This window comes from Paenibacillus sp. S28, assembly GCF_016624415.1.
In the GTDB taxonomy this organism is placed as follows: Bacteria; Bacillota; Bacilli; order Paenibacillales; family Paenibacillaceae; genus Paenibacillus_AQ; species Paenibacillus_AQ favisporus.
Map to the genome: position 1 here is coordinate 303993 of NZ_JACVTM010000006.1, position 25481 is coordinate 329473.

At 54.6% G+C, this 25481-nt stretch carries 24 protein-coding genes; 17 read left to right on the plus strand and 7 right to left on the minus strand.

Annotated elements, in window-relative coordinates; all coding sequences use genetic code 11:
- The first annotated feature begins 149 nt into the window (after positions 1-149).
- The 15 genes from IAE55_RS17175 (at position 150) to IAE55_RS17245 (ending at position 15345) form a co-directional block, all read left to right on the plus strand.
- Positions 150-1202 carry an ArsR/SmtB family transcription factor gene (locus tag IAE55_RS17175; protein ID WP_145156862.1) on the plus strand — a complete coding sequence of 351 codons (1053 nt, stop codon included), beginning with the start codon at positions 150-152 and terminating at the stop codon, positions 1200-1202.
- On the plus strand, positions 1192-2475 hold the full coding sequence (locus tag IAE55_RS17180; protein WP_200633328.1) for an MFS transporter: 1284 nt from the start codon (positions 1192-1194) through the stop codon (positions 2473-2475). Before IAE55_RS17175 ends, IAE55_RS17180 begins: the two co-directional genes overlap by 11 nt.
- Positions 2476-2520: 45 nt before the next feature.
- Complete coding sequence (locus tag IAE55_RS17185) at positions 2521-3390, plus strand: MBL fold metallo-hydrolase (protein WP_234489618.1); 870 nt, start codon at positions 2521-2523, stop codon at positions 3388-3390.
- Between the two features lie 102 nt (positions 3391-3492).
- Entirely contained in the window at positions 3493-3975 is a 483-nt protein-coding gene (locus tag IAE55_RS17190) for a hypothetical protein (RefSeq protein ID WP_186381839.1), read from the plus strand.
- 80 nt (positions 3976-4055) lie between these two features.
- Positions 4056-4982, plus strand: coding sequence for a DMT family transporter (locus IAE55_RS17195; protein ID WP_145156866.1), 927 nt, complete (start codon positions 4056-4058; stop codon positions 4980-4982).
- Between the two features lie 386 nt (positions 4983-5368).
- Positions 5369-6076: a metal ABC transporter ATP-binding protein gene (locus IAE55_RS17200; RefSeq protein ID WP_145156867.1), complete on the plus strand. Its 708-nt coding sequence runs from the start codon at positions 5369-5371 to the stop codon at positions 6074-6076.
- Complete coding sequence (locus IAE55_RS17205; RefSeq protein WP_145156868.1) at positions 6013-6915, plus strand: metal ABC transporter permease; 903 nt, start codon at positions 6013-6015, stop codon at positions 6913-6915. The genes IAE55_RS17200 and IAE55_RS17205 overlap by 64 nt, the downstream gene beginning before the upstream one ends.
- Positions 6912-7973 carry a metal ABC transporter substrate-binding protein gene (locus tag IAE55_RS17210; protein WP_145156869.1) on the plus strand — a complete coding sequence of 354 codons (1062 nt, stop codon included), beginning with the start codon at positions 6912-6914 and terminating at the stop codon, positions 7971-7973. Before IAE55_RS17205 ends, IAE55_RS17210 begins: the two co-directional genes overlap by 4 nt.
- A 25-nt stretch (positions 7974-7998) precedes the next feature.
- Complete coding sequence (locus IAE55_RS17215; protein ID WP_145156870.1) at positions 7999-9195, plus strand: GTP-binding protein; 1197 nt, start codon at positions 7999-8001, stop codon at positions 9193-9195.
- Positions 9196-9425: 230 nt separating this feature from the next.
- A complete protein-coding gene (locus tag IAE55_RS17220; protein ID WP_200633329.1) occupies positions 9426-10562 on the plus strand; it encodes a zinc-dependent alcohol dehydrogenase in 1137 nt (378 codons plus the stop codon).
- 240 nt (positions 10563-10802) lie between these two features.
- Positions 10803-11540, plus strand: coding sequence for an ABC transporter ATP-binding protein (locus IAE55_RS17225; RefSeq protein WP_200633392.1), 738 nt, complete (start codon positions 10803-10805; stop codon positions 11538-11540).
- On the plus strand, positions 11537-12382 hold the full coding sequence (locus IAE55_RS17230) for an ABC transporter permease (protein ID WP_200633330.1): 846 nt from the start codon (positions 11537-11539) through the stop codon (positions 12380-12382). The genes IAE55_RS17225 and IAE55_RS17230 overlap by 4 nt, the downstream gene beginning before the upstream one ends.
- 12 nt (positions 12383-12394) lie before the next feature.
- On the plus strand, positions 12395-13165 hold the full coding sequence (locus IAE55_RS17235) for a hypothetical protein (protein ID WP_145021527.1): 771 nt from the start codon (positions 12395-12397) through the stop codon (positions 13163-13165).
- Between the two features lie 24 nt (positions 13166-13189).
- Complete coding sequence (locus IAE55_RS17240; RefSeq protein ID WP_145156873.1) at positions 13190-13885, plus strand: response regulator transcription factor; 696 nt, start codon at positions 13190-13192, stop codon at positions 13883-13885.
- Positions 13864-15345, plus strand: coding sequence for a sensor histidine kinase (locus tag IAE55_RS17245; RefSeq protein ID WP_145156874.1), 1482 nt, complete (start codon positions 13864-13866; stop codon positions 15343-15345). The genes IAE55_RS17240 and IAE55_RS17245 overlap by 22 nt, the downstream gene beginning before the upstream one ends.
- A 112-nt stretch (positions 15346-15457) precedes the next feature.
- On the opposite strand, the gene IAE55_RS17250 is transcribed toward IAE55_RS17245, so the two are convergent.
- A complete protein-coding gene (locus IAE55_RS17250) occupies positions 15458-15658 on the minus strand; it encodes a hypothetical protein (RefSeq protein ID WP_105443499.1) in 201 nt (66 codons plus the stop codon).
- Between the two features lie 155 nt (positions 15659-15813).
- Here IAE55_RS17250 and IAE55_RS17255 point away from each other — a divergent pair, with 155 nt between their 5' ends.
- The gene (locus tag IAE55_RS17255) at positions 15814-17583 is read left to right on the plus strand and encodes an SgrR family transcriptional regulator (protein WP_200633331.1); all 1770 of its coding nucleotides are present in this window, start codon (positions 15814-15816) and stop codon (positions 17581-17583) included.
- A 139-nt stretch (positions 17584-17722) separates the two neighbouring features.
- On the opposite strand, the gene IAE55_RS17260 is transcribed toward IAE55_RS17255, so the two are convergent.
- Positions 17723-18973, minus strand: coding sequence for a methyl-accepting chemotaxis protein (locus tag IAE55_RS17260; RefSeq protein ID WP_145156876.1), 1251 nt, complete (start codon positions 18971-18973; stop codon positions 17723-17725).
- A 161-nt stretch (positions 18974-19134) separates the two neighbouring features.
- Here IAE55_RS17260 and IAE55_RS17265 point away from each other — a divergent pair, with 161 nt between their 5' ends.
- Positions 19135-19623, plus strand: a complete 489-nt coding sequence (locus IAE55_RS17265; protein WP_200633332.1) for a DUF1259 domain-containing protein — start codon at positions 19135-19137, stop codon at positions 19621-19623.
- A gap of 10 nt (positions 19624-19633) precedes the next feature.
- On the opposite strand, the gene IAE55_RS17270 is transcribed toward IAE55_RS17265, so the two are convergent.
- From IAE55_RS17270 to IAE55_RS17290, 5 genes are all read right to left on the minus strand, one after another.
- Entirely contained in the window at positions 19634-20533 is a 900-nt protein-coding gene (locus IAE55_RS17270; protein ID WP_200633333.1) for a hypothetical protein, read from the minus strand.
- A 170-nt stretch (positions 20534-20703) separates the two neighbouring features.
- A complete protein-coding gene (locus IAE55_RS17275) occupies positions 20704-21216 on the minus strand; it encodes a TetR/AcrR family transcriptional regulator (protein WP_105443494.1) in 513 nt (170 codons plus the stop codon).
- A gap of 246 nt (positions 21217-21462) precedes the next feature.
- Entirely contained in the window at positions 21463-22797 is a 1335-nt protein-coding gene (locus IAE55_RS17280; protein WP_076169481.1) for a uracil-xanthine permease family protein, read from the minus strand.
- A gap of 126 nt (positions 22798-22923) precedes the next feature.
- Positions 22924-24288 (minus strand): guanine deaminase, encoded by a 1365-nt coding sequence (gene guaD / locus IAE55_RS17285; protein ID WP_200633334.1) that lies wholly within the window; start codon positions 24286-24288, stop codon positions 22924-22926.
- 209 nt (positions 24289-24497) lie between these two features.
- A complete protein-coding gene (locus tag IAE55_RS17290; protein WP_244364329.1) occupies positions 24498-25328 on the minus strand; it encodes a protein-glutamine gamma-glutamyltransferase in 831 nt (276 codons plus the stop codon).
- Between the last annotated feature and the right edge of the window lie 153 nt (positions 25329-25481).

The window sequence follows — 25481 nt, forward strand, 5'->3', positions numbered from 1 at the left end:
CTATTTTTATATTTATGTTCAATAAAATTAGAATTTAGTGTTCTATAATTATTGAATCAATGAAGCTGATCGATTAGAATAAAACATATTAGTCCAGATTTTGGAATCCACCGGTATCGATACCATGGAATTTTGGAAGGAGAATAGGGATGAACTTGCTGGATCTTTCCTTTAAAAGAACGAGCTATGAGGCCAAAGTGCAGACCTCCATCTGGTTTGAGTGCGCGCTGGGTGCAGCCGTGCTGACCTATCCGAAGCTTCACGGGTCGCTGGACAAGCCCGGCGAATATTATGCCCAGCTGCGCCAAAGAGCCAGCAGCCGGCTCGAAGCCGAGCTTCAGTTTTGCCAGGAGCATAACACCTGGAAAATGCTGCTCCAGCTGATTCATTCCTTGAGCTGCGAGACGATTGAAAGCTTTGCTCTGAAGGCCCACGCTCTAAGCAGGGAGGAGTTCCGCTATCTTGTGCTCCCGTACCTGGAGACAGCTTTGGAGCCAGCCCGCAGACGGGCGGCGGAAGGAGACGCTGCAGGTGCGGAAGAGATGATGGATGCCTGCCGCGGACACCGTTTTTTTCCACAATTGATTCATGATGTGATGACGATGGATGCCGATACGCTTAGGGACCATCTGATTGCTCTGCTGCAGCTGTGGGACGCGGAGTTTATGGAACGCGAGCGGGAGATAACGGCGGCCGTGCTGAAGCGGGATGCGGAGGAGAAGGAGGCCTGGCTTCGGACGCTCTCACCTGAGGAGGCTGTTCTGAGGGCAACCGGTGTGGAGTATGCCCCCGAGCCGGGGGTTCAGCAGGTGCTGCTTATTCCTCATATCATTTATAGGCCGTTTACGGTCGAGGCTTCGCTGCCGCAAACGAAGGTATTCTATTATCCTGTCAGCGAGACCAGCCTGCCGGGGCTCCGGGATCCTTACGAACCTCCAGCCAGGCTGGTGCAGATCTACAAGGCGCTGGGAGATGACAAAAGGCTCCGCGCCTTGAAGCTGATCGCCGGGAAGGACCGGACGCTGAAGGAGCTGACCGACGCCTTGGGGCTGGGGAAAACGACGGTGCATCATCATCTGGCCGTTCTGCGCGCAGCCGGTCTTATCCGGGTGAAGGGCGGCAGCTATGCATGGAACCCGCAGTCGCTGCACCATCATGAACGGGAGCTGAACGAATTTTTGACCGGCAGCCATGATCAATAGGCAGAGCCCGGAACAAGCGGAGGGTGATTTCGCACAGCCGAAGCGGTGGCCGCAAAATTTCGCATGGCTGTATGCGGACCAGCTGCTGTCCGTGTTCGCCGGCACCTGCGTTACGTTTACCCTCTCCTGGCTGCTGTATGAGGTGACAGGCTCCACAGCGGCGATGGGAGGGCTGTGGCTGATCAGCTTCGCTTCCCAATGGAGCGTTCAACTGGTTGCCGGTCCACTGATCGACCGGTGGAAAAGAACGGCGGTCATGAAGCTGTCGGAAGCCGTCCGGGCTGCGGTGTATCTTGCCGCGGGTCTGATGTGGATAGCCGGGGAAAGACAGTCATATATATTGTATACGGCATCTTGGATCAGTTCGTTTGTCATGTACGACCTTGCTTCCGGTGCCCTGCTTCCGAAGCTGGTAAGGCCGGAAGAACTGACCCGCAAAAATGCATGGATGTCGGGAAGCGTGCAGCTGATGCGGACCTTAGCCTTCCCGCTGGCGGGTCTTGGCGTGCAGGTCCTTCAACCGGGAACCCTCCTTCTGATCCTGTCCTTGCTGTTTGCCGGCTCTTTCCTGTGCATCTGCTGCATTCGGGAGGGGCCACCTGCCTACGCTGCTTCTGCTGGACAAGGCCGATCAGGCGCGGGAGCGGTTTGGTTCGGTCAGATCCGGGCCGGATGGAGGGTATTTTCGGGCAACCGTCTGCTGGTGGCGCTCGCTTTGTTCGTCTCCGTTACCAGCTTTGGCGTAGCGGCTACGCAGGCGATGTATATCCCGTACGTCTCGGAGGTGCTTGGCGGGGGCGCGGCGGAATATGGCTGGTTTACGGCCGCATTTCCCTGCGGGTATGTGCTGGGCAGCTGGGCAGCCGGCAGAATAAGGGGAACCTCCCCGATGCTTGGCACCATGCTCGCCGCTCTCTTGATCGGCGGGGCGACTTACGTTGGGCTGTCGCTCGTTCGCAGCCTGCCTGCTGCCTTGGTGATCGAGCTGGCCGCGGGAATCGCGATGCCGTTCTGGAATGTTTTCAGCAGTAATGTTTTCTACAGGCTGGTCCCCGAGCAGGTCCTTGGGCAGGTCTTATCGATGCGGCTGCTGCTCGTCAAATCTGCCGGGCCGCTTGGTATCCTCTACGGCACTTTTTGCGCCGCGGCGTACGGAATTCCCCGGCTGTTCCTGACGGTCGGACTGCTGATTATGGCTGTGACGGGAACCGGTGTGGCCTGGACGATGATTTTCAGACATAATCCGGCGGGTGATTTGAGAAAATATCCATAGGAAAACAACCGTTTTACATACCACATGAAGGAAAAGAGGTTGACTATGGAGAAAGGTACCGATCAAGAGCTGTCTTACGGATCAGACTATCATTATATTCCCGCCACCTCGGCGGCCAGCGGGGAGGGCGTGGAGGTACGCCCGGACGTATACAGCTACACGGTGCAAATCGTCAATATTGTGCTGGCAGGTAACCCGCAGGCTGGATCGTTCGTATTGATCGATGCAGGAATGCCGGGTTCGGCGGACGACATCATCCGGACGGTGGAAGAGCGCTTCGGGTCCGGCCGCCGTCCGGAAGCGATTATATTGACCCATGCCCATTTTGACCACGTGGGCGCACTGATCGATTTGGTGAAGCACTGGGAAGTCCCGGTGTATGCCCATAAGCTGGAGATGCCATACCTGACGGGACAGGAGAGCTATCCGAAGCCCGACCCGACCGTGGAGGGCGGAATGCTCGCGAAGCTGTCCTTTGCGTTTCCGAACGAACCGGTCAACGTGGGACCATGGGTCAAGCCGCTGCCGGATAACGGAAGCGTACCGGGCATGCCGGATTACCGGTGGATCCCTACGCCGGGACATTCGCCCGGGCATGTATCCCTGTTCCGGGAAAGGGACCGGACTTTGATTGCTGGGGATGCCTTTACGACCGTCCGCCAGGATGAGCTCTACAAAGTGCTGACCCAGAAGGTGGAAATTAGCGGACCGCCGCGGTATTTTACGCCGGATTGGTTTGCGGCCTGGCAGTCGGTCAAACGGCTGGAGGCTCTGCACCCGGATGCAGCCGTCACCGGGCACGGAGAGCCCGTAACCGGCGAGGAGCTGGCGGCGGGATTGAAGAGGCTGGCGGAACAATTCGACAGCCTGGCCATTCCGGATCACGGGACCTACGCGAAACGGTACGAACATTAATCGCAGCTTAGAATGATCAGCCGTACAACGGAGGCCATACTCCTGGAATACGGCTTTTTTTATCAAAATACAACGTTTGAAGAAAGGAAGTGAACCGCACTCTTGTCCGTAAAATCGGTGAAATGGTATGCCGTGCTTGTGCTGCTGTGCGTACTCCTCGTGTATCTCGTCGACCTGACGACCTTTCGGTACAATGGAAGGACGATATCCGGCAACGGCAATCCCGGACTGCTGTTTTTGTTTCCGGCCTGGACGGCCGCGCTGATGCTGATGATCGCGACCTTTATTATGGCCGTCAAATATTTTGACGACCTCAGCGACCACATCGTAAAGAAGGCTTACCGGATCTGGTTACCGCTTTTTTCCCTGCTAGCCCTGCTCCTCTCCGTTTATTTCCAGTACCGCAAAATCATGCAGTGGGTGGATACCTACCGTCAGATGACGGAGAGGCTTGGCTCGCCGCTTTTCCTTGGCACTCTAAATCCGTATAATAATTCACTCTACTACAATGCCCATATTTTGTTATTTTGTATATCGGCGGCCATGCTATGCGGATGGTGGATCGTATCCAGACGTCCGTACTAAACTTTCGGCATGACGGGGCGGATGAGGCGTGCTACAATAACATGTTGTAACGCACCCTATGTCAGTTGAAAGGAACATCCATGAGAAAAGCATCCGCACCCCTACCTACATTCATTCCATTACTGATCGGCATTACGGCGATATCGTTCTCTTCCATTTTCGTAAAATGGTCATCCGCGCCTGCGTCGGTGCAGGGCATGTACCGTCTGTTGTTCACCGCGATTTTGATGCTCCCCTTCCTAAAGCCCCATTGGAAGGAATTACGCGCGCTTTCAATAAAAAATTGGCTGCTCCTCGGGACGTCCGGCTTTTTCCTCGCGCTTCACTTCCTGCTCTGGATGGGGTCACTCAAGCTGACGAGCGTCTCCAGCTCAACGATTATATTAGCGCTGGAGCCGGTTTTTATCGTCATCGGGGCGTTCTTCTTCTATAAGGAAAAAACTTCAGCTGCAGCCATTTCAGGCATGGTGGTCGCCATTGCCGGAGCCGTTCTGATCGGACTCGGCGATATCGGCGTTTCCCGTGACAATCTGCTTGGCGATCTGCTGTCCGTCCTCGGCACGCTCGCGGTGTCTGTGCATATGCTGATCGGGCAAAAAATGGTCGCCCGCGTGCCATCCTTTGTGTACAGCTTTGTCGTGTTTCTTTCGGCAGCGGTCGTGTTTGCCGTATATAACGCGGCAGCTGGGGTGTCTTTTACGGCATATCCGGGACGGGACTGGGGAATTTTCCTGCTGCTGGCCGTCGTCCCGACAGTATTTGGCCATCTGCTGTTTAACTGGCTGCTGCAGTATGTGCCCGCATCGACGATTTCGATGAGCATCCTGGGAGAACCGGTTGGGGCGAGCCTGCTTGCGTTCCTGATCCTTGGTGAAGCGATCACGCTGTTTCAGCTTGCGGGGGGCCTGCTGGCGATTGCCGGCCTGATCGTATTTCTGAACGCCGGAAAGTTCAAAACCCGGCCGAAAAGCGATATTCCTGCCGAGCCGGCCCATCCGTCCCCATGATTTGATCAACAACGAAGCGGCTCCGACCTATGGTTGGAGCGGCTTTTTTTTTGCGATGAAACACGTTATACAGAAAATTTAATAGTAATTATTACGATTTACTTGCCAGCTTGGATGTTTTATGGTTTAATCGTTAAAGCGTAATAATTACGATTAATAGCAAGTATACTGTACCGATTTGAATATTTGCCATCATGTTCCCCGAAAAGATCGGACTGAATGGATGATAAGCAAGATTATAAGCAAGCCACAGGAACGGCAGTCGCCTTGAAACTCCATAAGCTGCAGAAAGGGAAAAAATTTTTGTCTGAAATTAATCGTAATACTTACGAATAAGTCCGAGAGGGAATGATTCATTCCTTGAGGATGAGGAGGGAGAAAACGGGATGAATATCGCAGCAATGAACAACGTTGTATACGGTTATGATGGGGTCCCCGTCATACATAACGTCTCGCTTCGGATTGAATCCGGCGAGTTTATCGCGGTCAGCGGGCCGAATGGTGCAGCCAAGTCGACGCTGCTGAGACTGCTGCTGGGCTTGGTGAAGCCGTGGAGCGGCGAGGTCAGCTACGCACCGGATTTTAACCGGAAGGCCATCGGGTATTTGCCGCAGCAGGCAGCCTCGTTCAACAGCGGATTTCCGAGCAAGGTGATCGAGCTGGTCCGTTCCGGCTGCTATCCGAAGCTTGGATTGTTCCGCCGCTTCGGCGCCGAGCAGCATGCGCTCGTGGAATGGAGCCTCCGGCGGGCGGGAATGTGGGAATACCGCGGCAGAAAAATCGGCGGGTTATCGGGCGGTCAGAAGCAGAAGGCATGTATCGCCCGCGTCATGGCCCAGCAGCCCGACCTGGTCGTCCTGGACGAGCCGGTAACTGGAATGGACGCAGGGAGCAGGGAGCAATTTTACCAATGGATGAGGGACTATGTATCCGCGGATGCCAGACGCACCGTGCTCATGGTGACGCATGGACTGGATGAAGCCCGTCCCTATTTAGACCGGGTCATCCGGCTGGAAGGAAAGGAGGAGGACTGCCAATGCTTCACTTCGAATTCATGCAGCGCGCCTTTTGGGCAGGGGGTCTTATTGCATTAATCGCCCCGATCCTCGGCGTGTTTCTCGTCCTGCGGCGGCAGTCGCTGATGGCGGACACCCTGTCGCATGTATCAATGGCAGGCGTGGCGCTTGGGAGCGTTCTGCATATGAGCCCTGTACTGGCGGGATTCCTGTTTGCGGTGATCGGAGGGATTGCGATTGAACAGCTCAGGAGGTCCTACCGCGCATACAGTGAGGTTCCGGTCGCGATCATTATGACGTCCGGGCTGGCGCTGGCCATGGTGCTGATGAGCATGAAGAGCAACCTGAGCAAAAGCTTCAGCAGCTACCTGTTCGGCTCCATCGTGGCCGTGAATTCACTGCAGCTGATGATCATCGCCGCGGTGACGGCGGGTGGACTGATCTTCTTCGCCGTCCTTCGGCGCCACCTCTATACGCTGACATTCGATGAGGAGACGGCTGCCGTGGGCGGCGTACAGGTCAAGCTGCTGACGTTCGCATTCGCGGTCATGTCGGGACTGATCGTGGCTGCGGCGATGCCCATCGTCGGCGTCCTGCTGGTTTCGGCACTGATCGTGCTGCCTTCTGCATTTGCGCTGCGCTTTGCCGGCGGCTTTCTGCAGGCGTGCATCCTGGCGGTTTGTGCCGGCCTGACCGGCGTGTTCGGCGGCCTGACGGCTTCCTATTACACGGATACTCCGCCAGGCGGCACAATTGCGCTGACGCTGCTGCTGATCCTACTTGCGGGCATTGCCGTCCAGAAGGTCGGCCAGCGCCGCAGACAGCGCCACATGGGAGAAGCGGTCAGGGCCGTTCCGTCCGCATCCCGGCAGGTAATGAGCACATCATATCAAGAAGAGGAGACAAACGTATCATGAATAAAAGAACACCCTTTCTATCTGCACTTATCGTAAGTTCGATGATCCTGGTCCTTGCCGGATGCGGATCGGCAGCGAAGAATGATAGCGCGGAGCCGGCTGCGGCGACCGTGGCCGGCAAGGACAAACTCAAAATCGAAACAAGCTTCTACCCGATGTATGAATTTACCCGCCAGGTTGCCGGCGATTTGGCGGACGTGCATCTGCTCGTTCCTGCAGGCACCGAGCCCCACGACTGGGAACCGACGCCGAAGGATATGGCCGCGATCGAGCAGGCGGACATGCTGGTCTATAACGGAGCCGGCTTGGAAAGCTGGGTGGATCAGGTGATCTCCGACTCGGACAGCAAGGGGATGACGGCGGTAGAAGCGAGCAAGGGCTTGGAGCTGATCCCGGGAACGGAAGAAGAAGACCACGATCATGACCATGACCATGACGCAGCTGGTGGAGACGCGCATGCGACTGAAGCGGAAACCGTGCACGAAGAGGAGCATGCCCATGAGCATGAACACGATCACGAGCACGATCACGGCGCTTTCGACCCCCATGTTTGGCTGTCGCCGAAGCTTGCCATCGGAGAAGTCCGCACGATCGAAGCAGCGCTGTCCGCAAAGGCGCCGGAGCACAAGGCACAGTTTGAAAAAAATGCCGCTGCCTACATAGCCAAGCTGCAGCAGCTGGACGAGCAGTACACGAAAGAGCTGTCGGGCACGAAGCGCAAAGATTTTATTACGCAGCATGCAGCTTTCGGATACCTGGCCCACACGTATGGACTGACGCAGGTACCGATTGCCGGTCTCTCTCCCGAACAGGAACCGTCGGCGCAGGCGATGGCGGAGGTCGTGAAGTTCGCCAAGGCTCATCAGGTGAAGACGATTTTCTTCGAGACGCTGGTATCCTCCAGTGTAGCGGATACGATCGCCAAAGAGGTCGGGGCGAAGTCGGCCGTGCTGAATCCGATCGAGGGGCTGACCGCCGAAGACGAAGCCAATAACCTCGACTATCTCCAGATTATGCAGGCAAACTTAACGGCGCTGGTGAAGGCGCTGAATGAATAATCCCATTACAGGAGGACTTGCTCTTATGAACCCATCATCCGTCATTCCGGTCACCGTCTTGAGCGGTTATCTCGGATCTGGCAAAACGACGGTTTTAAACCATGTGCTGAACAACCGCGAAGGCGTCAAGGTCGCCGTCATCGTGAACGATATGAGCGAAATTAACGTGGACGCGCGGCTCGTTCAATCGGAGACTTCCTTGTCCCGCACAGATGAGAAGCTGGTCGAAATGTCCAACGGCTGCATCTGCTGCACGCTGCGGGACGACCTGCTGCAGGAAGTCCGCAAGCTGGCGGAGGAGCGGAGATTTGACTACATTCTGATCGAATCGACAGGCATATCCGAGCCGATCCCCGTCGCGCAAACGTTTCATTACCAGGACGAGGCATCCGGGATCGACCTGACGAAATACGCCCGGCTGGACTGCATGGTTACCGTGGTCGACGCGTACCGCTTCTGGCATGATTTCGCCTCAGGGGAGACGCTGCTCGACCGGAAGGAAGGCGCCGGGGAGGAGGATGACCGCGATGTGGCCGATCTGCTCATCGATCAGATCGAAACCTGCGACGTGCTGCTCCTGAACAAATGCGACCTGGTGGAAGAAGGGGCGTTAAACCAGCTGGAAGGATTGATCCGAAAGCTGCAGCCGTCAGCCAAAATCATCCGGACCGTGAACGGGGAAGTCGCACCGGGTGAAATCATGAACACGGGCCTGTTCGATTTTGATGCGGCGAGCCAGTCTTCCGGCTGGATTCAGGAGCTGCAGCGCGAAACTCATACGCCCGAAACGGAGGAATACGGCATCGGCTCCTTCGTATACCGCCGGCGGGTCCCGTTTCATCCGGAGCGGCTTGCCGCGCTGCTGTCGGACTGGCCGGAGGAGATCGTCCGCGCCAAGGGATTGGTCTGGCTTGCTGTCCGCGGCGACATGGCGGCGAGCATCAGCCAGGCGGGACCGTCGATCCAATTCGGCCAGGCAGGCTATTGGGTCGCTTCGCTTCCGGAGGCGGAGCAGCGCGAATGGCTGGCACAGGAGCCTGATCTCCGGCGCCGATGGGACGAAACCTGGGGTGACCGGATGAACGAGATTGTGCTGATCGGGATCGGTATGGACCGGGAAGGCATTACCCGCCGCTTTGATGAGTGCCTGCTGACCAGCGTTGAGATGGAAATGAACTGGGCAGAGTTTCGTAATCCGCTGCCTTGGATCGAAATCCAGTAACATACGTTCCGTATAGAGCTTGGCCGTCCGGAAAAGGGTTCATTCGGACGGCTTTTTTTCGTAAATCGCCAAGTTACGCCTTCCGAGGCTCTATGGAGCATCCCATGCCCGTCCCGCTTTTGAATTTGCCGGATTACGTGTAAAGGATAAGGGATTTCAACCGCAACCTTGCGTGAAAACGCAGGTTCGGGGAGACACTACGGTCAAATCCAAGGAGGGACGATGATGGCATGAAAGCTGTAACCTATCAGGGCAAAAAGAAGGTGGAAGTGAAGGAGGTCGGCGACGCGAAGCTTGTCAAGCGGGATGACATTCTCGTCCGGGTGACGAGCACCGCGATCTGCGGTTCGGATCTTCACATTTACCACGGGCTGATTCCGGGGATGTACGACGATTATGTCATCGGTCATGAGCCGATGGGGATCGTCGAAGAGGCCGGACCGGACGTTACCCGCGTCAAAAAAGGCGACAGGGTCATCATTCCGTTCAATGTAGCGTGCGGAGAGTGCTTTTTCTGCCAAAACCAGATGGAAAGCCAATGCGACAACGCCAATGACGCCAAGGATACGGGCGGTTATTTCGGCTACTCGGAGACGTACGGCGGTTACATGGGCGGGCAGGCGGAGCTGCTCCGGGTGCCGTTCGGCAATTTTGTACCGTTCAGGGTACCGGAGGATGCGGAGGTGGAGGACGAGAAAATCCTGTTCCTCTCCGATATTCTTCCGACCGCCTATTGGGGCGTGGACAATGCCGGCGTGAAGCCCGGCGACACGGTCATTATTCTCGGCTGCGGCCCGGTCGGTCTGCTGGCGCAGAAATTCGCCTGGCAAAAAGGGGCTAAGCGCGTCATCGCGGTCGACCATGTGGATTATCGGCTGGAGCATGCCAAAAGAACAAACAACGTGGAGACGTACAACTTCGAGAAGACTCATGACATCGACCAAACGCTGCTGGAGGCGACAAAGGGCGGAGCAGACGTTGTCATCGACTGCGTGGGGCTGGATGCCAAACGGACTGCTATGGAGAAGGTCGAGACAGCCCTGATGCTGCAGGGAGGATCGCTTGGTGCCTTTAATACAGCCGCCAATGTCGTCCGCAAGTTCGGAACGATTCAGGTGATCGGGGTGTACGGCCTGAAATACAACATGTTTCCATTCGGTCATCTGTTCGAGCGCAATGTGCAGGTGAAAATGGGACAGGCCCCCGTCATTCATTACATGCCCGAGCTGTTCCGGCAGATCCAAACTGGGAAAATCGACCCGACCGACATCATTACGCATCGGCTGCATATTAGCGATGCGCCGCGGGCTTACGAAATTTTCGACAACAAGGATGAGAGCTGCATCAAGGTCGTGCTGAAGCCCTAGGAAGATATCAAGCGGGTTCAGAAGCACATGCCGCGATATAAGCGAATCACTGAATCACAAATCCAAAAAGGAGCGGTGTGCAGGAATGATCCTGCCGCCCTCCTTTTTTTCGTATACCTGTACAGCTTCTGACTCTTGCAGTGAGGAAACGCCATTGCTTTCAAGGTTTTTTTGCCGACGTTATAAATTCTTTAGAATTGCCTCCTATACTTCTTGGCAGGAGGAGATCATATGAACGAAATGAACGAGAATAACGTACTGGAAGTATTGAACGTATCGAAAAAAGCGGGGGCGCGTACCTTGGTGGACCACGTGTCCTTTTCCATACAGGCGGGGGATGTATGCGGTTTTGTCGGTCCGAACGGAGCCGGGAAAACGACGCTGATCCGGATGATGACAGGACTGATCAAGCCGGGGGGCGGGAGCATCCGTATTGACGGAACCGATGTGGGGCGCGAGCGGGTCAAGGCGCTGTCCCGGGTCGGGGCGATTGTGGAATCGCCGATCTTTTTTCCTTATATGTCAGGCAGGGACAACCTGCTGAACCTGGCAAGGCTGCATCCGAATGTGCCGGGGACAGAGAGGAAAGCACGTGTGGAGGAGGCTCTGTCGATTGTTGGGCTGAGCGAACGGGGCTCGGACAAAGTAAAAACCTACTCGCTCGGTATGAAGCAGCGGCTCGGCATCGCCCAGGCTTTGCTTGGGGATCCGCGGCTGATCATTCTGGACGAACCGGCGAACGGCCTTGACCCGATGGGCATCCGCGAGCTGCGCCAGCTGATCCAGCGGCTGAACCAGGAGCGGGGAATTACGTTTCTGGTTTCGAGCCACCTGCTGGATGAGCTGCAGCGGATTTGCAGCCGCTTTGTCATCATCAAGGAAGGCAAGCTGGTCTGGGAGGGCACAAGCCGCGAGTGGCAGGAAGCGGCCGGGGCGAAGGGGATCGAAGAGCACTTTGTGGAGATGATGACCTCATGAACAAATCCTTATTTCTAAGCGAGTGGGAACGGATGTGGAAGCGGAAAATCACCTGGCTGTTCCTGATCGCCATGCCTGCCGTCGTCGCGGCTACCGCCAAATATTATGCCAGCCACAATCAGGGAATTTCACCCGCGAGTGCGGAGTATACCTGGGCGGGAAATTTTCCGGTGATGGCCCTGATCGAGCAGCTGATCGTTGTGTTCAATGTGATGTCTCTGATCCTGCTCACGCTTTCCGTCACGGAGGAATACCGCAGCGGGCAGATCCGGATGGTCATGCTCCGTTCATTCACGGCAGGGCAGCTGCTGCGCGCCAAATGGCTGGCCCATATGGCGGTTATGGCACTGTATTTTACCGTATACCTGCTGTTGTCGGTGGCAGCCGGCCTGCTGTTCTTCGAGCCTCATGAACACATTCAGCTGTTTTACCATGACCATACCGTTCCCTTAGAAGGGATGATCGGCTACACCTTGTTGTATTATGGACTTGCGTTTCTGAGCGTGCTGGCGATCGGGAGCGTCTTCATGGCGGCGGCCGTCATTTCGCGAACGACGACGGGCGCCGTCGGTTTGGGGCTCGGATTTCTGCTGTGCTCACTCGGGTTTCCACTGATTTATGAGCTGGCCAACCGGGTTGGCGGCCTGGGTCTGCCGGGGATGCTCAAGTATTTGTCGTTGACCGAAATCCAGTACAGCGGAATCGCGGTTATGCTGGGTCAGGCCCAGGCGGTGAGTTCGGAAGCCGCAGCCCTGACCGCGCTGCTTGTGGGCTTAGGATATGCCGCGGTTTTCGGCGTGGGATCGCTGCTTGTATTTTCAAAATCGGACCGGTGGATGTAAGGGGGATAAGTGATGCTTGCTATGATGTTAAGCGACTGGGAACGGATGTGGAAACGGAAAAAGACGTTCGTCAGTCTGCTGATCTTTGTTTTCATCGTGGGATTTGACTGCTTGTTTTTGAACCTGCAGAAGTTGGGGGCGTTCGATAACGTATCGACCGTTCCGCTTGTGTCGGAAAATTTCGCTTTGTTTTTGTTGAAAGAGGTGTCGTTCTTCCTCGTGCTCATTATCGGACCAATGCTGATCATCGACAGCATGAACGGGGAGTACACATCAGGACAGCTGCGGATGGTGCTGATTCGCCCGGTATCCTTCGCCAAGCTGTTCCTGGCTAAATGGATGAACCTGGCGGGAATGCTGCTGCTGTTCACGGCTGTAACGTTTGCCGTCGGCGAAGCCTTCGGCTATGCTTTTCTGCCCGGCGCGGATACCGTGGTGTTTTTGAATCCGGAACAGCAATACGGCCCGGCCGGGGCGTTCATCTACTGCTTGAAGTCTTATGGCCTTTTTTATCTGATCCTGCTGGCGCAGCTGAGTCTGACCAGCCTGATCTGCACGCTGCTGCCGGGCGTTGTGCTCAGTTATTTGGGGTGGATTGCCGTCGCAGCCGGGTCCTTGTACGTCTCTGATTCACTCGGGTTTCTTCTGATGGGAATGAGTACGATCTTTAAATTGACGGCGGGATTATATCATCATCCTTTTTATTTGCCGCTTCTGGTGTGTCTTGGATTCGGTTTTGCCGTTACAATGGGATTATGGCAGCGGAGAGGCTGGACCAAATAGAGAGAGAAGAAAGAGGTACATGGAATGAGCGACAAAATACTGATCGTGGATGACGAAGCCGAAATTGCCGCCCTGCTGGAGCAGGCGCTGACGATGGAGGGTTACGAAGTGATTACCGCCGGAGACGGGCGTGAGGCGCTGGAACGGATCCACGACCGGCCGGATTTGATTATTCTGGACGTCATGATGCCGCACGTCAACGGCTTTGAGCTGTGCCAAATGATCCGCGAGGAAGTAGGCTGCCCGATATTGTTCGTAAGCGCGAGGCAGGCCGAAGCAGACCGGATCCAGGGGCTGTCCATCGGCGGCGATGACTATATTACGAAGCCGTTTAGCATTCGGGAGCTGAAGGCCCGCGTCGCGGCCCATCTCCGGGGGAGCCGGCGGGCTGCCGGCCAGCAGGCGGAAAGGTCCACCTTGCGGTACGGGCTGCTCCACATCGATCTGAAGGGGCGGAGCGTCGCCTACAAGCAGACCGAGATTCCGCTGACTGCGAAGGAATTCGACATTATCGAGCTGCTGGCGCTGCATCCCGGCCAGGTTTTTTCCAAGGAGCAGATCTATGACAAAGTGTGGGGGCTTGAGGCGATGGGCGATGCCAGCACGGTAACGGAGCATGTGAAGAAAATCCGTGCGAAGCTGACCGGTACGGATCCGGATACCCCCTACATCTCGACGGTTTGGGGGGTCGGCTATAAATGGGAAAAATCGGCTTTATAGAGCGGCTTTCCATTAAAAAGCAGCTGATCTCTACGTTCATCCTGATCATGCTGCTCAGTCTGGTGCTGACGGCGGTAACCTATATTCTTGGCTTCTGGTGGCTCACGAGCAGCAGCTGGTTCAATCCGGCCAATCACTACGAACAGAAGATTCCGGCGATTGCCGCATACTCTCGCAGCTTGGGAGAAGCGGTGCTGGATCCGGCCAGCCGGCCGAAACTGGAGGAGAAGATTCCCGGAGAAGGGATCAAGTATCAAGTGATGGACGCCGGGGGCAAGGCGTTATACGGAACGCTGACCGGACCGGTTTTTAAGCAAAAAGGGGATTTGGTCCAACGCTTAAATACCTCTTTTTCGCGGCAGCCCAGCATCGGGTTCGGCGGCGTCATTACGAAGATCGTCCCGGTGACGTCTTCCTCAGGAGAGCTGCGCGGCGCCATCGCGCTGGAGTACAAGCTTGAAGTGACTTCCAACGGCGGCCGAGGGTCAGCGGATATTCTGAAGTTCGCCCTGAATATTTGTTTTCTTGCGGCGCCTTTTATTTACATTGCGCTTTTTACTTATATATTTGCAGCCCGGTTCGGAAGGCGGATCAGCCGTCCCGTTCACGAACTCATCGATGCATCCGAGCGGATCCGCAGGCAGGACCTTGATTTTACGATCACTTACAAGGCGGCCAATGAGCTGGGGCTGCTCACCGATTCTTTTGAAAAGATGCGGGCTGCTCTAAAAGACTCCCTCCTCCGGGAATGGAAGCTTGAGCAGGAGCGCCGGGATATGATGGATGCCATCGCCCACGACCTCCGGACACCAATGACGATTATTCAGGGCAACGTAGAAATGCTGACGGATACCGCGGGAGTGATTCCGCGTGACAAGCTGGAAGAACGCCTGCGCGTGGTGGAGGGCAACATTCAACGGGTCAACCGGCTGATTCAGGATATTCAGGTGGCTTCCGAGAAGGATATGGAATATTTTCCGCTGTATGTGAAGGAAACGGATGTCGCGGAGTTTGCGGGCGCCAAAGAACGGGAGATCCGCTATCTGTGTGCGGGCAAGCAGATCCGGCTGGAATATACGGTGACCGATGAGCGGCCGGAGCCGTATCCCGTCTATATGGACGTTCAGCGCGTCGGGCAGGTTCTGGATAACGTCATCACGAACAGCCTCCGATATGTTCTGGAGAAGGGGAGCCTTATCGTATCCCTCACCATTCGCGAGAAGGACATCCGGTACGAAATCTGTGATACGGGGCCCGGGTTCAATGAAGCGGACATTCCGAATCTGTTCCGAAAATTTTACAAAGGCGACAAGGGACAAACCGGGCTTGGCCTATATACAGCCCGCGTCATTTGCGATAAGCATGGGGGAGGCATTCAGGCTTTCAACCGGCCGGAGGGCGGGGCCTGCATTACGTTTACGGTTCGGACGGACATGCATAACCGTGAATCGGGGCAATGAACGGAATGCGTCCATAAGGCACCGGCAAAGACAGGATGCGTTCATCCTGTCTTTTGTTTTGTTGGCGGCGGGTCTCACAACGAAACGGTGAATGAGATCCCCTAACCGATGTTTATGCGAAAGGATGCTTCCCTTTTTTTCGTCTTAACAGGCTTGAAGTGATGGCGAGCATCCAACGCGTGTTTTTTTGGGATTTGACGGATTTATAACGATCGGCCGATTCCGTAGTTTCTGATACGCCGGCATGTTTGCGGTGATGCTCAGCTTGGCGGTATTCCATCAACTTTTCTTGTACATAATGATGTTCCAGCATGTGTTCTCCTCCTCGAATAAATGTTCCGGTATTGGATGAATCTGTATTTTCTCTGTCTAATGCCATTATGATCTATTCAAAAGGGGATAAAAAGTGTATACTTGCGCAAAAGGATTTCCTCTTTTATTTGGGACGTCAAGCAAGGGGGGCTGAGTATGCTGTTGGATGAAAGGTATTTGCTGCTGCATGAGCGCTTTGGCGGCGGCACGGAGCTGGGGATACCTATCGAAGTAACGCTTGATGAGCTGGCCGATGCGCTGTATTGCACCAGCCGTAACGCCAAGTTGATTTTAAGAAAACTTGAAAGCGAGCATTTGATCGAGTGGCTGCCCGGGCTGGGCCGGGGGAACCGGTCGAGGATCGTGTTCAAAGCCGACAAGGAAGCCTATTTGATCGAGTATTCCCAGCATCTCGTGGAGAACGGCGATTACAAACGCGCCTTCGACCTGGTCGGGGGATTTGGAAACGGAACGTACGCCAAGCCGAAATTTCTCGAATGGCTGGATAACCACTTCGGCTACAAAAAAGGGGAAGAAGGCGGCCCCGATGATACGCTGATCTTTCCCGTGCTGAAATCTCCGCATACGCTGGATCCCGCCGATTTGCTGTACTCGTTCGATTCGCATTTGATCCGGCAAATTTTTGACCGGCTGCTGAGGTTTGATGAACAGACCGGCACGATTGCGCCGATGATCGCTCATACCTGGTCATCGAACGACAGCGCCACGGAATGGACGTTTTATTTGCGCAAGGGGGTTCGCTTCCATAACGGGCAGGAGCTGACCTCACGCGATGTGCAGTTCACGCTCGAACGCCTTAAGGACGGGACGGCCAACGGATGGCTGATGCGAGGCGTGGAGCGTGTTGAGACGATCGGACCCCGGGTTCTGCGGGTCAAGCTGAACCGGCCTAACCGGATGTTTGACCGGTTCATGTGCTCGGCGGCGGCTTCGATTCTGCCCTTCGGCTTCGCAGGCATGGAAGAGGACAGCTATTGGAGCCATCCGCTCGGAACGGGACCGTTCCGTCTGGTCACCTGGACCAGCGGCCGGATCGAGATGGCGGCGTTTGACGCCTATTTTCAGGGGAGGCCGTATCTGGACGGCGTCGACATCGTGATCATGCCGGAAGACTGCAGCACGGAAATGGACGGAATCGCCAAGGTTCACCACAGCCTGGATACGATGCGTATGGACCGGAGTACTCCGGAGGATACCTGGCAGGAGATCGAGAAACTGTGCCAGGGCTGCACGCTGCTTACCTGGAACGTGTCACGTGAAGGTGTGCAGCAGTCGGAGGCGTTCCGGCGGGCCGTGCGGATGATCCTGCATCCCGGTGATATGGTGGCGGAGCTGGGCGGCGAACGGGCGCTGCCGGCTTTTGGATTCCGCCCAGACGCGAGCCGTTCCCACGCGGTGGAACCGACGCGTCCCGATCGCGTCCGGAGGGCGCTGGAAGAATCGGGTTATAACGGAGAGGTCCTCCGCTTTGCATGCCACCAAAAATATGGGGAAGACGGCATGTGGGTCGTAAACCGGCTGGCTGCCTGGGGAATCCAAATTGAGACCCTGGATTATGACCAGTGGCCGGAATCGGATTTCGTCATCTCCGGCCTGGTATTTCCCGAAGACGAGGTATGCGAAATTGAAGCTTATGAACACCGGGATTGCGTCATGCAGGCTTATTTTGACCATGAACGGAAGGAGTGGATTACCGGCCGGATCGATGCGGCTGTGGCGGCCGAATCCACGGACCAGCGGCGGATGTTCCTGAAGGAGATCGAGGAACATCTCCGCGATGAGGCGACGGTCATTTTTCTACACCACCGGAGGCTGAGTACCTTTTTACATCCCTCGGTACGCGGTGTCAGCCTGAATCCCCTCGGGTGGATCGACTTTAAGGATGTATGGCTGGAACAGGCATGACGAAAGACTGCAAAAGCGAAGCTCGTGCTCAAGCATGAAACGTTTGTGATGCGTAGGACATAATCTGTTTCAAAATAATAAAAGCAGGCATGCCGCGGGATGAACCCCGCTGTATGCCTGCTTTATTCATTTATACCGATTAGAATTTAAAAATCTGGATCGTCTTCTGCAACTGGAACACGGCCTGTCTCATTGCTTCGGTCTCATCGACGACCGCTTCGATCGATTTCATCTGCTCGTTCATGGCGGCGGACACCTGCTCTGTACCGGCAGAGGACTGCTCGGTGATGGCCGAAATATTCTGGATGGCCGCCGATATTTTACGGGCACTGTCCAGCATCAGGTCACTTTCATTTGAGAATGAAGTGATTTGCTCGGTTATGTATTGTACGCTTTCGACGATGTGGGCAAAGATCTGCTCGGCCTCGCGGATCCTTTCATTTTGCTGCTGCACCACATCCTCGTTGATCTTGATGTTGTCAATCGCCTGGTGAATGCTCTGCTCAATGCTTTTCACGAGGCTGAATACTTCCTGCGTAGACGCAGTTGATTCCTCCGCAAGCTTGCGGACTTCCTGGGCAACCACGGCAAAGCCAAGTCCATGCTCGCCTGCCCGCGCCGCCTCGATCGAAGCGTTTAAGGACAAGAGGTTGGTCTGTTCGGCAAGTTCGGAAATCGTCTTGGTGATCTTCGTGATGCCTTGGGCATTTTTGGACAGCGTGTCAATGGTCTTGGCCACATTCTCCGTTGCTTCGACGTTCTGTCGCATCCCTTCCGCCTGCTTCTCCACGGACTGGCGTCCTTTCTCTACGAGGCTGAAAGTAATTTCGGACTGCTGCTTCATTTCCTTGGTAGAGGCCGCATAGTTGCCGACTTTGAGCTCGATGGCCTGGATGGATTCGGTCATGCCGGCGACGTCCGAGGAAATTTCGTTTGCGCCGACGGCCAGCTCGTTGGCCGAAGTGGCGACTGTCGCCATGACGGTTTTAAGCTCCTGATTTTTATCCGCGATACCACGGCTCGAATCCATCACCTGGCGGGTGATGCTTGACGCGTCATTCAAAATTTTCTTCAGCTTGTCCACCATGCTGTTAAACGATCGGCTGACGTCGCCCATGGAACCCGATTCATCGACACGGCTCGTAAAATCGCCTTTGGCAATGCTGGCGGTGGCGGTAGCGATGCTGTCAAACGAAGATGTAAGCGTTTTCTCGATGTAGCGGGCTAAAGGGTAAGTCAGTGCGGCAAAGATGATGACGAACGCCGCGCCGATCAGGATTTCCCCGATCAGAATGAAAATAATCAGGGCAGGGAGTGCGAACAATGCGGCCACCAAGTAACATCCGGCCATGACCCGCTGGGACAGAGGAAGATTCTTCAGCCAAGACATAGGAAAATAGACCTCCTTCAATTGAGCAAATTTTACCATATTATAACATCGATATGAGCAAAAGGTCTATATATGAATATTTTTGTCGATTCACTACATGAAAGTGGTTCCATGAAGCCATAATAAACCAAAAAAGTGATTTGTCAGGAGGTTGTTACCCGATGCGTATAGTGTTGATGATTTGGATGATGGTTCTGGCGGCAGCGGCTGCTCCGGCAGGAGCTGTATCAGCAAAGCCAGCCGATGTTTGCAAAATCGAGAAGAGTCTGTTTAAATCAAACGTCCAGCTGGAAGGAAACGTCTGCAATGTTCATATCAAACGAAGCGACCTGAACGTATCCCTTATGGGCCGTCACCTGTCGCCGGAGCTGATGGATCTTGCCCTGGGTGCCACTTTCGAGCACACGGACCCCCAAGGGGCAAAGGGAGCGGTGACCGGTGAATTCGCGCTGCTGGAGGACGAAGTCAATCCGGTCATTGATGCGCTCCGCAAAGGCAAGATCAACATCTCGGCTGTGCATAACCATTGGATGCAGCAGGAGCCGGAGGTGCTGTACCTTCATTTTCAGGCGGAAGGAGACCTCGCCTCCCTCAGTCATACGGTACACCATGCCATGGAAGCGGTGAAACACCAAGGCACGGTCCATTAAAACTGTTTATTTACCGCTCCAGATCAGTGAAGGACGGAACAGCAGGGGCGAAGCGCGGCTTTAACAACTCGGTGCCCGCCGCGGCTGCAATGGACGCCAGGCAAAGAAGCAATCCGGCGGCCGCCACGACGGGCAGCGCTGACCACTCGAAAATGGTGCGGCCCGCAGCGGTCTGAATAGCGACTGCGGCAACGGATATGATCCAAGCGGCGCTGCCTGTATGCAGAAGCAGCTGTGCGCGCCGGGCTTCGGCTCGTGAGCGCTCCAACAACCAGCCGAGCAGCGGCAGAACCTGCAGCGCATGAAAACCAAGGCCGTGCAGGACGATGATATTGCCGCCTGCTCCTGTAAGGCGCCCGTTCAGGGCGATCATCCACAAACCGGCCGCAAAGCTAAGCGTCACCGACACAAATGAATAGCGGATGCCGAGGATCAGCAGTGGCCGTGCGGCCAAGAGCTTGCGGCGGAAAAAGGCAACGGCAACAACGGTCGTCACGATAATAAGGATGAAGGACGCAAGGCCAAACGCAGTTCCAGCGGTCGTATCGATGATTGAACCGGATTGCGAGAACCGCGGGTTCACGCCCCGAAAATGCTGGATCGTCTCTACGGTGTAGGCATAGACGACGATCGGAACAAACACCCGGCGGATGGCCGTCCGCGCCCTTGCCTTTAAGCCGGACAGCGGCAGCAGCATGGCAATCGACAGCATAAATACGCCGATCGCCGCATTGAACGAAAAGGCACTGGCGACATTGCCCTCCGGCGGTACAACCGGGCCGAACATGCCGAAATAGGCAGCGATGCCCGCGGCAAGGACAAACCCCGCAACACCGAGCCAAGCGAGCAGCTTCTCCTCTGCAAAGAGGCGTCCGGCGCCCCGCAAAGCCAAACGAATATAGTTTTCCATCAATCCTCAAACCTCCTGTTTTTTTATTTATTGATAAATAAATATATAGGCTACAAAAAAGGCAGTCTGTAACTGCCTTTTTGTATTCTCTGTTTTGCTCCAGACCGGCTGGAATTTGAACCATCTAGAATCGTTTAGCGTTTAGTCTCCATGCTCAAATAAGCACCACTCTAACAGTCCTTGAAGCAAAGCATCTGCGGTAAATCCAGCACTTCAGCCACAGTGATCAGATACCCCATGCCCATAAACTGGCTTGCCGCGGCTTCAGGCTCCGGCAAACCGGCGGCGGTAAATTTCTCCAGAACTGAGCTGAATATATTGGAAAAAAGCCCGCGCACATGCTCGCGAATCGCCGGTTCCGGGATCGTATGTGCCTGCATGACGAGCAGCGTTTCTGCCCGGTAGCTGCTCATAACGTCATCAAATACTTGCCCCATCGTTTCCATCAGCTGATCGGCGGGCGCTTCGACCCGTGAAAAGGCATCGGCGATCCGCCCGATAGCCCGGTCGATGACGGCGATAAACAGTTCTTCCTTGTTGCTGAAAAAATGAAACACATACGGCTGCGTAACGCCAGCTTCCTTGGCTACCCGCGCCGTTGTTGCTTTGTAATACCCGAGTTCGGCAAATACGTCGACTGCTTTGGCTAAAATTTGTTCTTTGCGATCCTGCCGGATGACCATCTTCGTTGCTCCCTTATTTATTGATAAATAAATAATAGCTTCACCATCGTCCGCTGTCAACATTTTCTATTTCGGCTTGTCCTTGACGAGTCCGGCCGCTTATAAGTACGCAGGTCAGGGCGCAGCATGTTCAGCAGCATCCGGTAAAGAAACAGGGCTGACATGGAAGTACGCAAATAGCGTGCCTTCCAGTCAGCCCTGTCACGGATTCCTTGCATTATGTATTGCAGCCCGCATCTACTTACTTTATTTTCTGCCGGGCAGCACCTTATTTAATACGATCGCCGCAATCGATGCAGCCAAAATCGGCGACCCCAGCAAATATTGTACGAACGTAGGCAGCGAGTGCAGGAAATCCTGCGGGATCATGACTAATGCCAAAGTCAGGATCATCGGGATTGCGATGATGTACATTTCTTTTTCGGCGATGCTGACGTTTTTCATCACCTGCACGCCGTTAATGGCGATGATACCGCAGACGATGGTGAAGACGCCGCCGATGACAGCGGTGGGGATGGAAGAGATCAACGCGGCCAGTTTACCCGAGCAGCCGAAGATGACAAACCATACACCTACGGCAAGGAAGACGCGGCGGCTCGCGATGCCCGTGATGGAAATGATGCCTGCATTGGTGGAATAACCCGTAACCGGCGTCGAACCGAGTAAAGAAGCGATAAGACAGCTGATGCCTTCCCCGATGACACCCCGGTTTAAGTTTTTATCGGTTAACGGTTTATCGATGACGTTGCTGACGGCAAACCATGTGCCTGTCGTTTCGGCCAACAGGACGAAATAAATAATGACCATGGTAATGATCGCCGAAATGTTGAACGAAAAGCCGAAATCGGCAAATGGGAGCTGTGGCATACTGAACCATTTGGCATCGTTCACCGCAGAGAAATGAAGCACACCCATAAAATTCGCCGAAATACACCCGACGACCAACGCGACCATGACCGAAATGATGCGGAAGATGGAGCCTTTACCGCGGAACAAGGAACCCAGGATGACAAAAATGATGAGTACAGCGCCCGATATGAGGGCAAGCAGCACGTTTTGGTTGATGGTCGCATCTGTCGCACCGTAGATATTATCCCGGATGGCCACAGGCAGTAAAGAAAGACCGACGATGAAAATGATCGTGCCGCCAACGATCGGCGGAATAAACGATTTTACGATTTTATTGAAAATGCCGGTAAAGCCCAAAACAATGACCAAAACCGCGCCAATCAAGCCCGCACCTAAAACGGAGTTCCAGCCTAACTGCCCACCGCCGCTGGCGGCATAAATGCTGACGATGGCGCCAAGCGGAACGTAGGAAGGGCCTTGGGCGACAGGCAGCTTCATGCAAAAATACGTTTGTACGATCGTAGCCAGACCGGCCGCAATAAAGGTCGCTTGAATCAAAGCGCTGGACTGGCCGGATGATAAGCCGATCAGCATCGCGATCAGAAATGGCACGACATAGACGTCCATGGCGACGACGTGCTGTAAGCCCAGAATGATCGATTTGTAGACCGGAATTTTATCGTCAGGTGAAACAGTCAATTGTGGAGCTTGTTCTTGAATCTCGGAATGCATAGCTGTTTGTGCCGCTGTTTGTGTGTTCACTCAGGAGTACACCTCGAATTTTTTGGATTTTTTCTAGGAATAGCGAATTGTTTAAAGTAGATAAAGAATGCCATTCATGGCACTGGGCTTTTACTTTTAACGCGAATGGACTTTTTCGCCCTGTACCCAAACTTCGCGGATGTTTTCGGGCCGGGTCAGGTACAACATTTTTTGGAACACGTCGTTCAAATCTTCATTTGGATCAAAGATCGGCAGTTTGGCGGATGGCAGCTTCGTATCGATGATCTGCACATCCCAGGCATAGTTTTCCTGGATCCGGCCGACCGGCAAGCTTAAGCTTTCGCCTCCCCCGGCTGTAGCGAGGTAAAACGCCTCGTTGACCGTAATACGCGATCCCGGCACACCGCGATCTTTGGCAGGTAGGGCGGGGTTCACGCCATCCTCCAGCATTCTGGAGGACATGACGGCTTGTCTGATATTATCGAACAGGCTTGGAGAAAAACCTCCCGAAATGTCGGTCCCGAGGCCGATCTCTACTCCTTTATCGTGGAGATGGGCGACGGGGATAACGCTGTTGGCAAAATAGGCGTTAGATATCGGGCAGTGGGCGACAGCCGTTCCGGTTTCGGCAAATAAGTTCGCGTCATCGTCGCTCAGGAAATTGCAGTGGGCCATGACGGACTTGTCGCACAGCAGCCCAAAATCATGCAGGGCATAGGCATCGTTTTTCCGGAACCGGTCCCGAACATAACCATGAGCCCAGTCGCTTTCGCTGCAATGCGATTGCACGTACGCGTCGTATTTTTCGGCCAGCTCTCCCAGGCCTTGCAGCGCCTCATCCGTGCAGCTTGGAATGAACCTTGGCGTCACGACAGGAAATACGCCTTGTTTTACTGTTTTGGACAATGCTTTGACGGCGAGAATAAACTCTTCTGTGTCTGCAAGTGCCGCCTGGGTGTCCGCGTCGCGGTAATGTTCCGGATTTTGCTCCGGGTCATCCATGACGACTTTTCCGACGAGTCCGCGCTGGCCTCTTTCGGCGCAAATCCGTGCTAACAATAAACTAGATTCTTTATGTATGGTGGCAAAATAAAGGGCCGTCGTCGTGCCGTTGGCGAGCAGGGTGCGGACCAAATCGTCGTAGACCTCATAGGCAAAATCGAGATCCGAGAACTTGGATTCCAGCGGGAAAGTATAGGTGTTGAGCCAATCATAGAGCGGAATGTCCAGTGCCGTTCCGGATTGGGCCCATTGCGGAGCGTGAACATGCAAATCGATGAATCCAGGCAGAATGTACTGGCCTTCGGCTAACGAATAAAAGTTGTCTTTTCCTTGATAAGCGTCCAGCAGAACCTGATAATCGGCTTCCTCAGGAGCCACGATTTTTTCGATTTTCCCGTCATCATGGATACAAAAGAGATGGTCTTTTAGGATCTCAATTTCTTTGGATGATTTACTGGAAAATGCCGTTCCTCGGAATAATTGCTTATATTTACTCATAGATACCGCCTTAATGTTCGTTATTTGATGACACTTTTGTAATTATATGCGCTGAAAAATGATTAGTCTATACTAAAAAGCGAATGATTGTGAAAGTGAAAAAACCGCCTTCTACGGAAGGCGGTTACCCATACTAACCTTAAATCATCATGTACATGTCTATACTTGATTCTGCCACAGTATAATCCAAGATCCGTTGCGCTGCAGACTTAATAGCGAAGATAGACCCGGCTGCCGATCCGGGAAGCGGTGATGCCGTTCTCCCTGTAGGGCTGCTGCTGCCAGTTGGTGGGGGCCGGTGGCCCGCCGGCGGCGAATCCCGACAAATACAGAAAATCCGGATGGATGATCTGGTCGGTCAAATAGGCGGAACGGCTGCTGCCCGGAATCCGGTACCGGTTGAGCGTACTGATGATTTCGCCTGAAGTGACAATACCGACTCCATGACCGTAGTACAGGTCGTCGTCCATTTGGATCGTATTTTCACCCTGCCACTCGATCCGGTGGGGATTGACATCCGGATTTTTAAAATACCGGACGTCGCCCGGATAGGAATCCCGGGAACCCGTTTTTTCAATCAATCCCAGGTCGCTGTCGTAATGCCAGTCGTACAGGAGCAGATTCGCGAACAGACGGTTGAAGTCGTCTTCCCGAATACAATCGAGCACACCCTTGTACAACACGATCACGATCCCCGTCGCACATTCGAAGCCATACGCCCAGCCGTTCACGAAGATGTCCTGGATTCCCTGGGCAGGTGTAACATGGGGCTTGAGCTCGAAGCCGCCGCGCCGGTTCAAATACCAGTACGCTTCGTTGCAGTGGGAATTTTTGAAGGTTTCAAACTGCACTCCGCTCCGGTTTAAGTCGGCTGCCGCTCTGACGATCGCTTCACGAAGCCTAAGCTCAAAGACCAGATGGGCCGGCGATTCGTAATGATATGCGGTCGTGCTCCTCATCTTCCTGTCGTAAATTTGTCTCCACAAATCCGGCCATCCTGACGGGTTCACCGTTTCCCCGCCGCTTCCAATCGTAATCACCCCGTTCATCCCTCCTTACCGTTTATTAAAGATCGAAAAAGCCCGCGGCATATATCAGCATATGAGCGGGCCGGGCCCGGAAATAACCCCGATTGTCAGATCCAAGCGATTCAGGCTGTCCTTTGTCAAAAATACGGTTTACGTTTGCTTCGG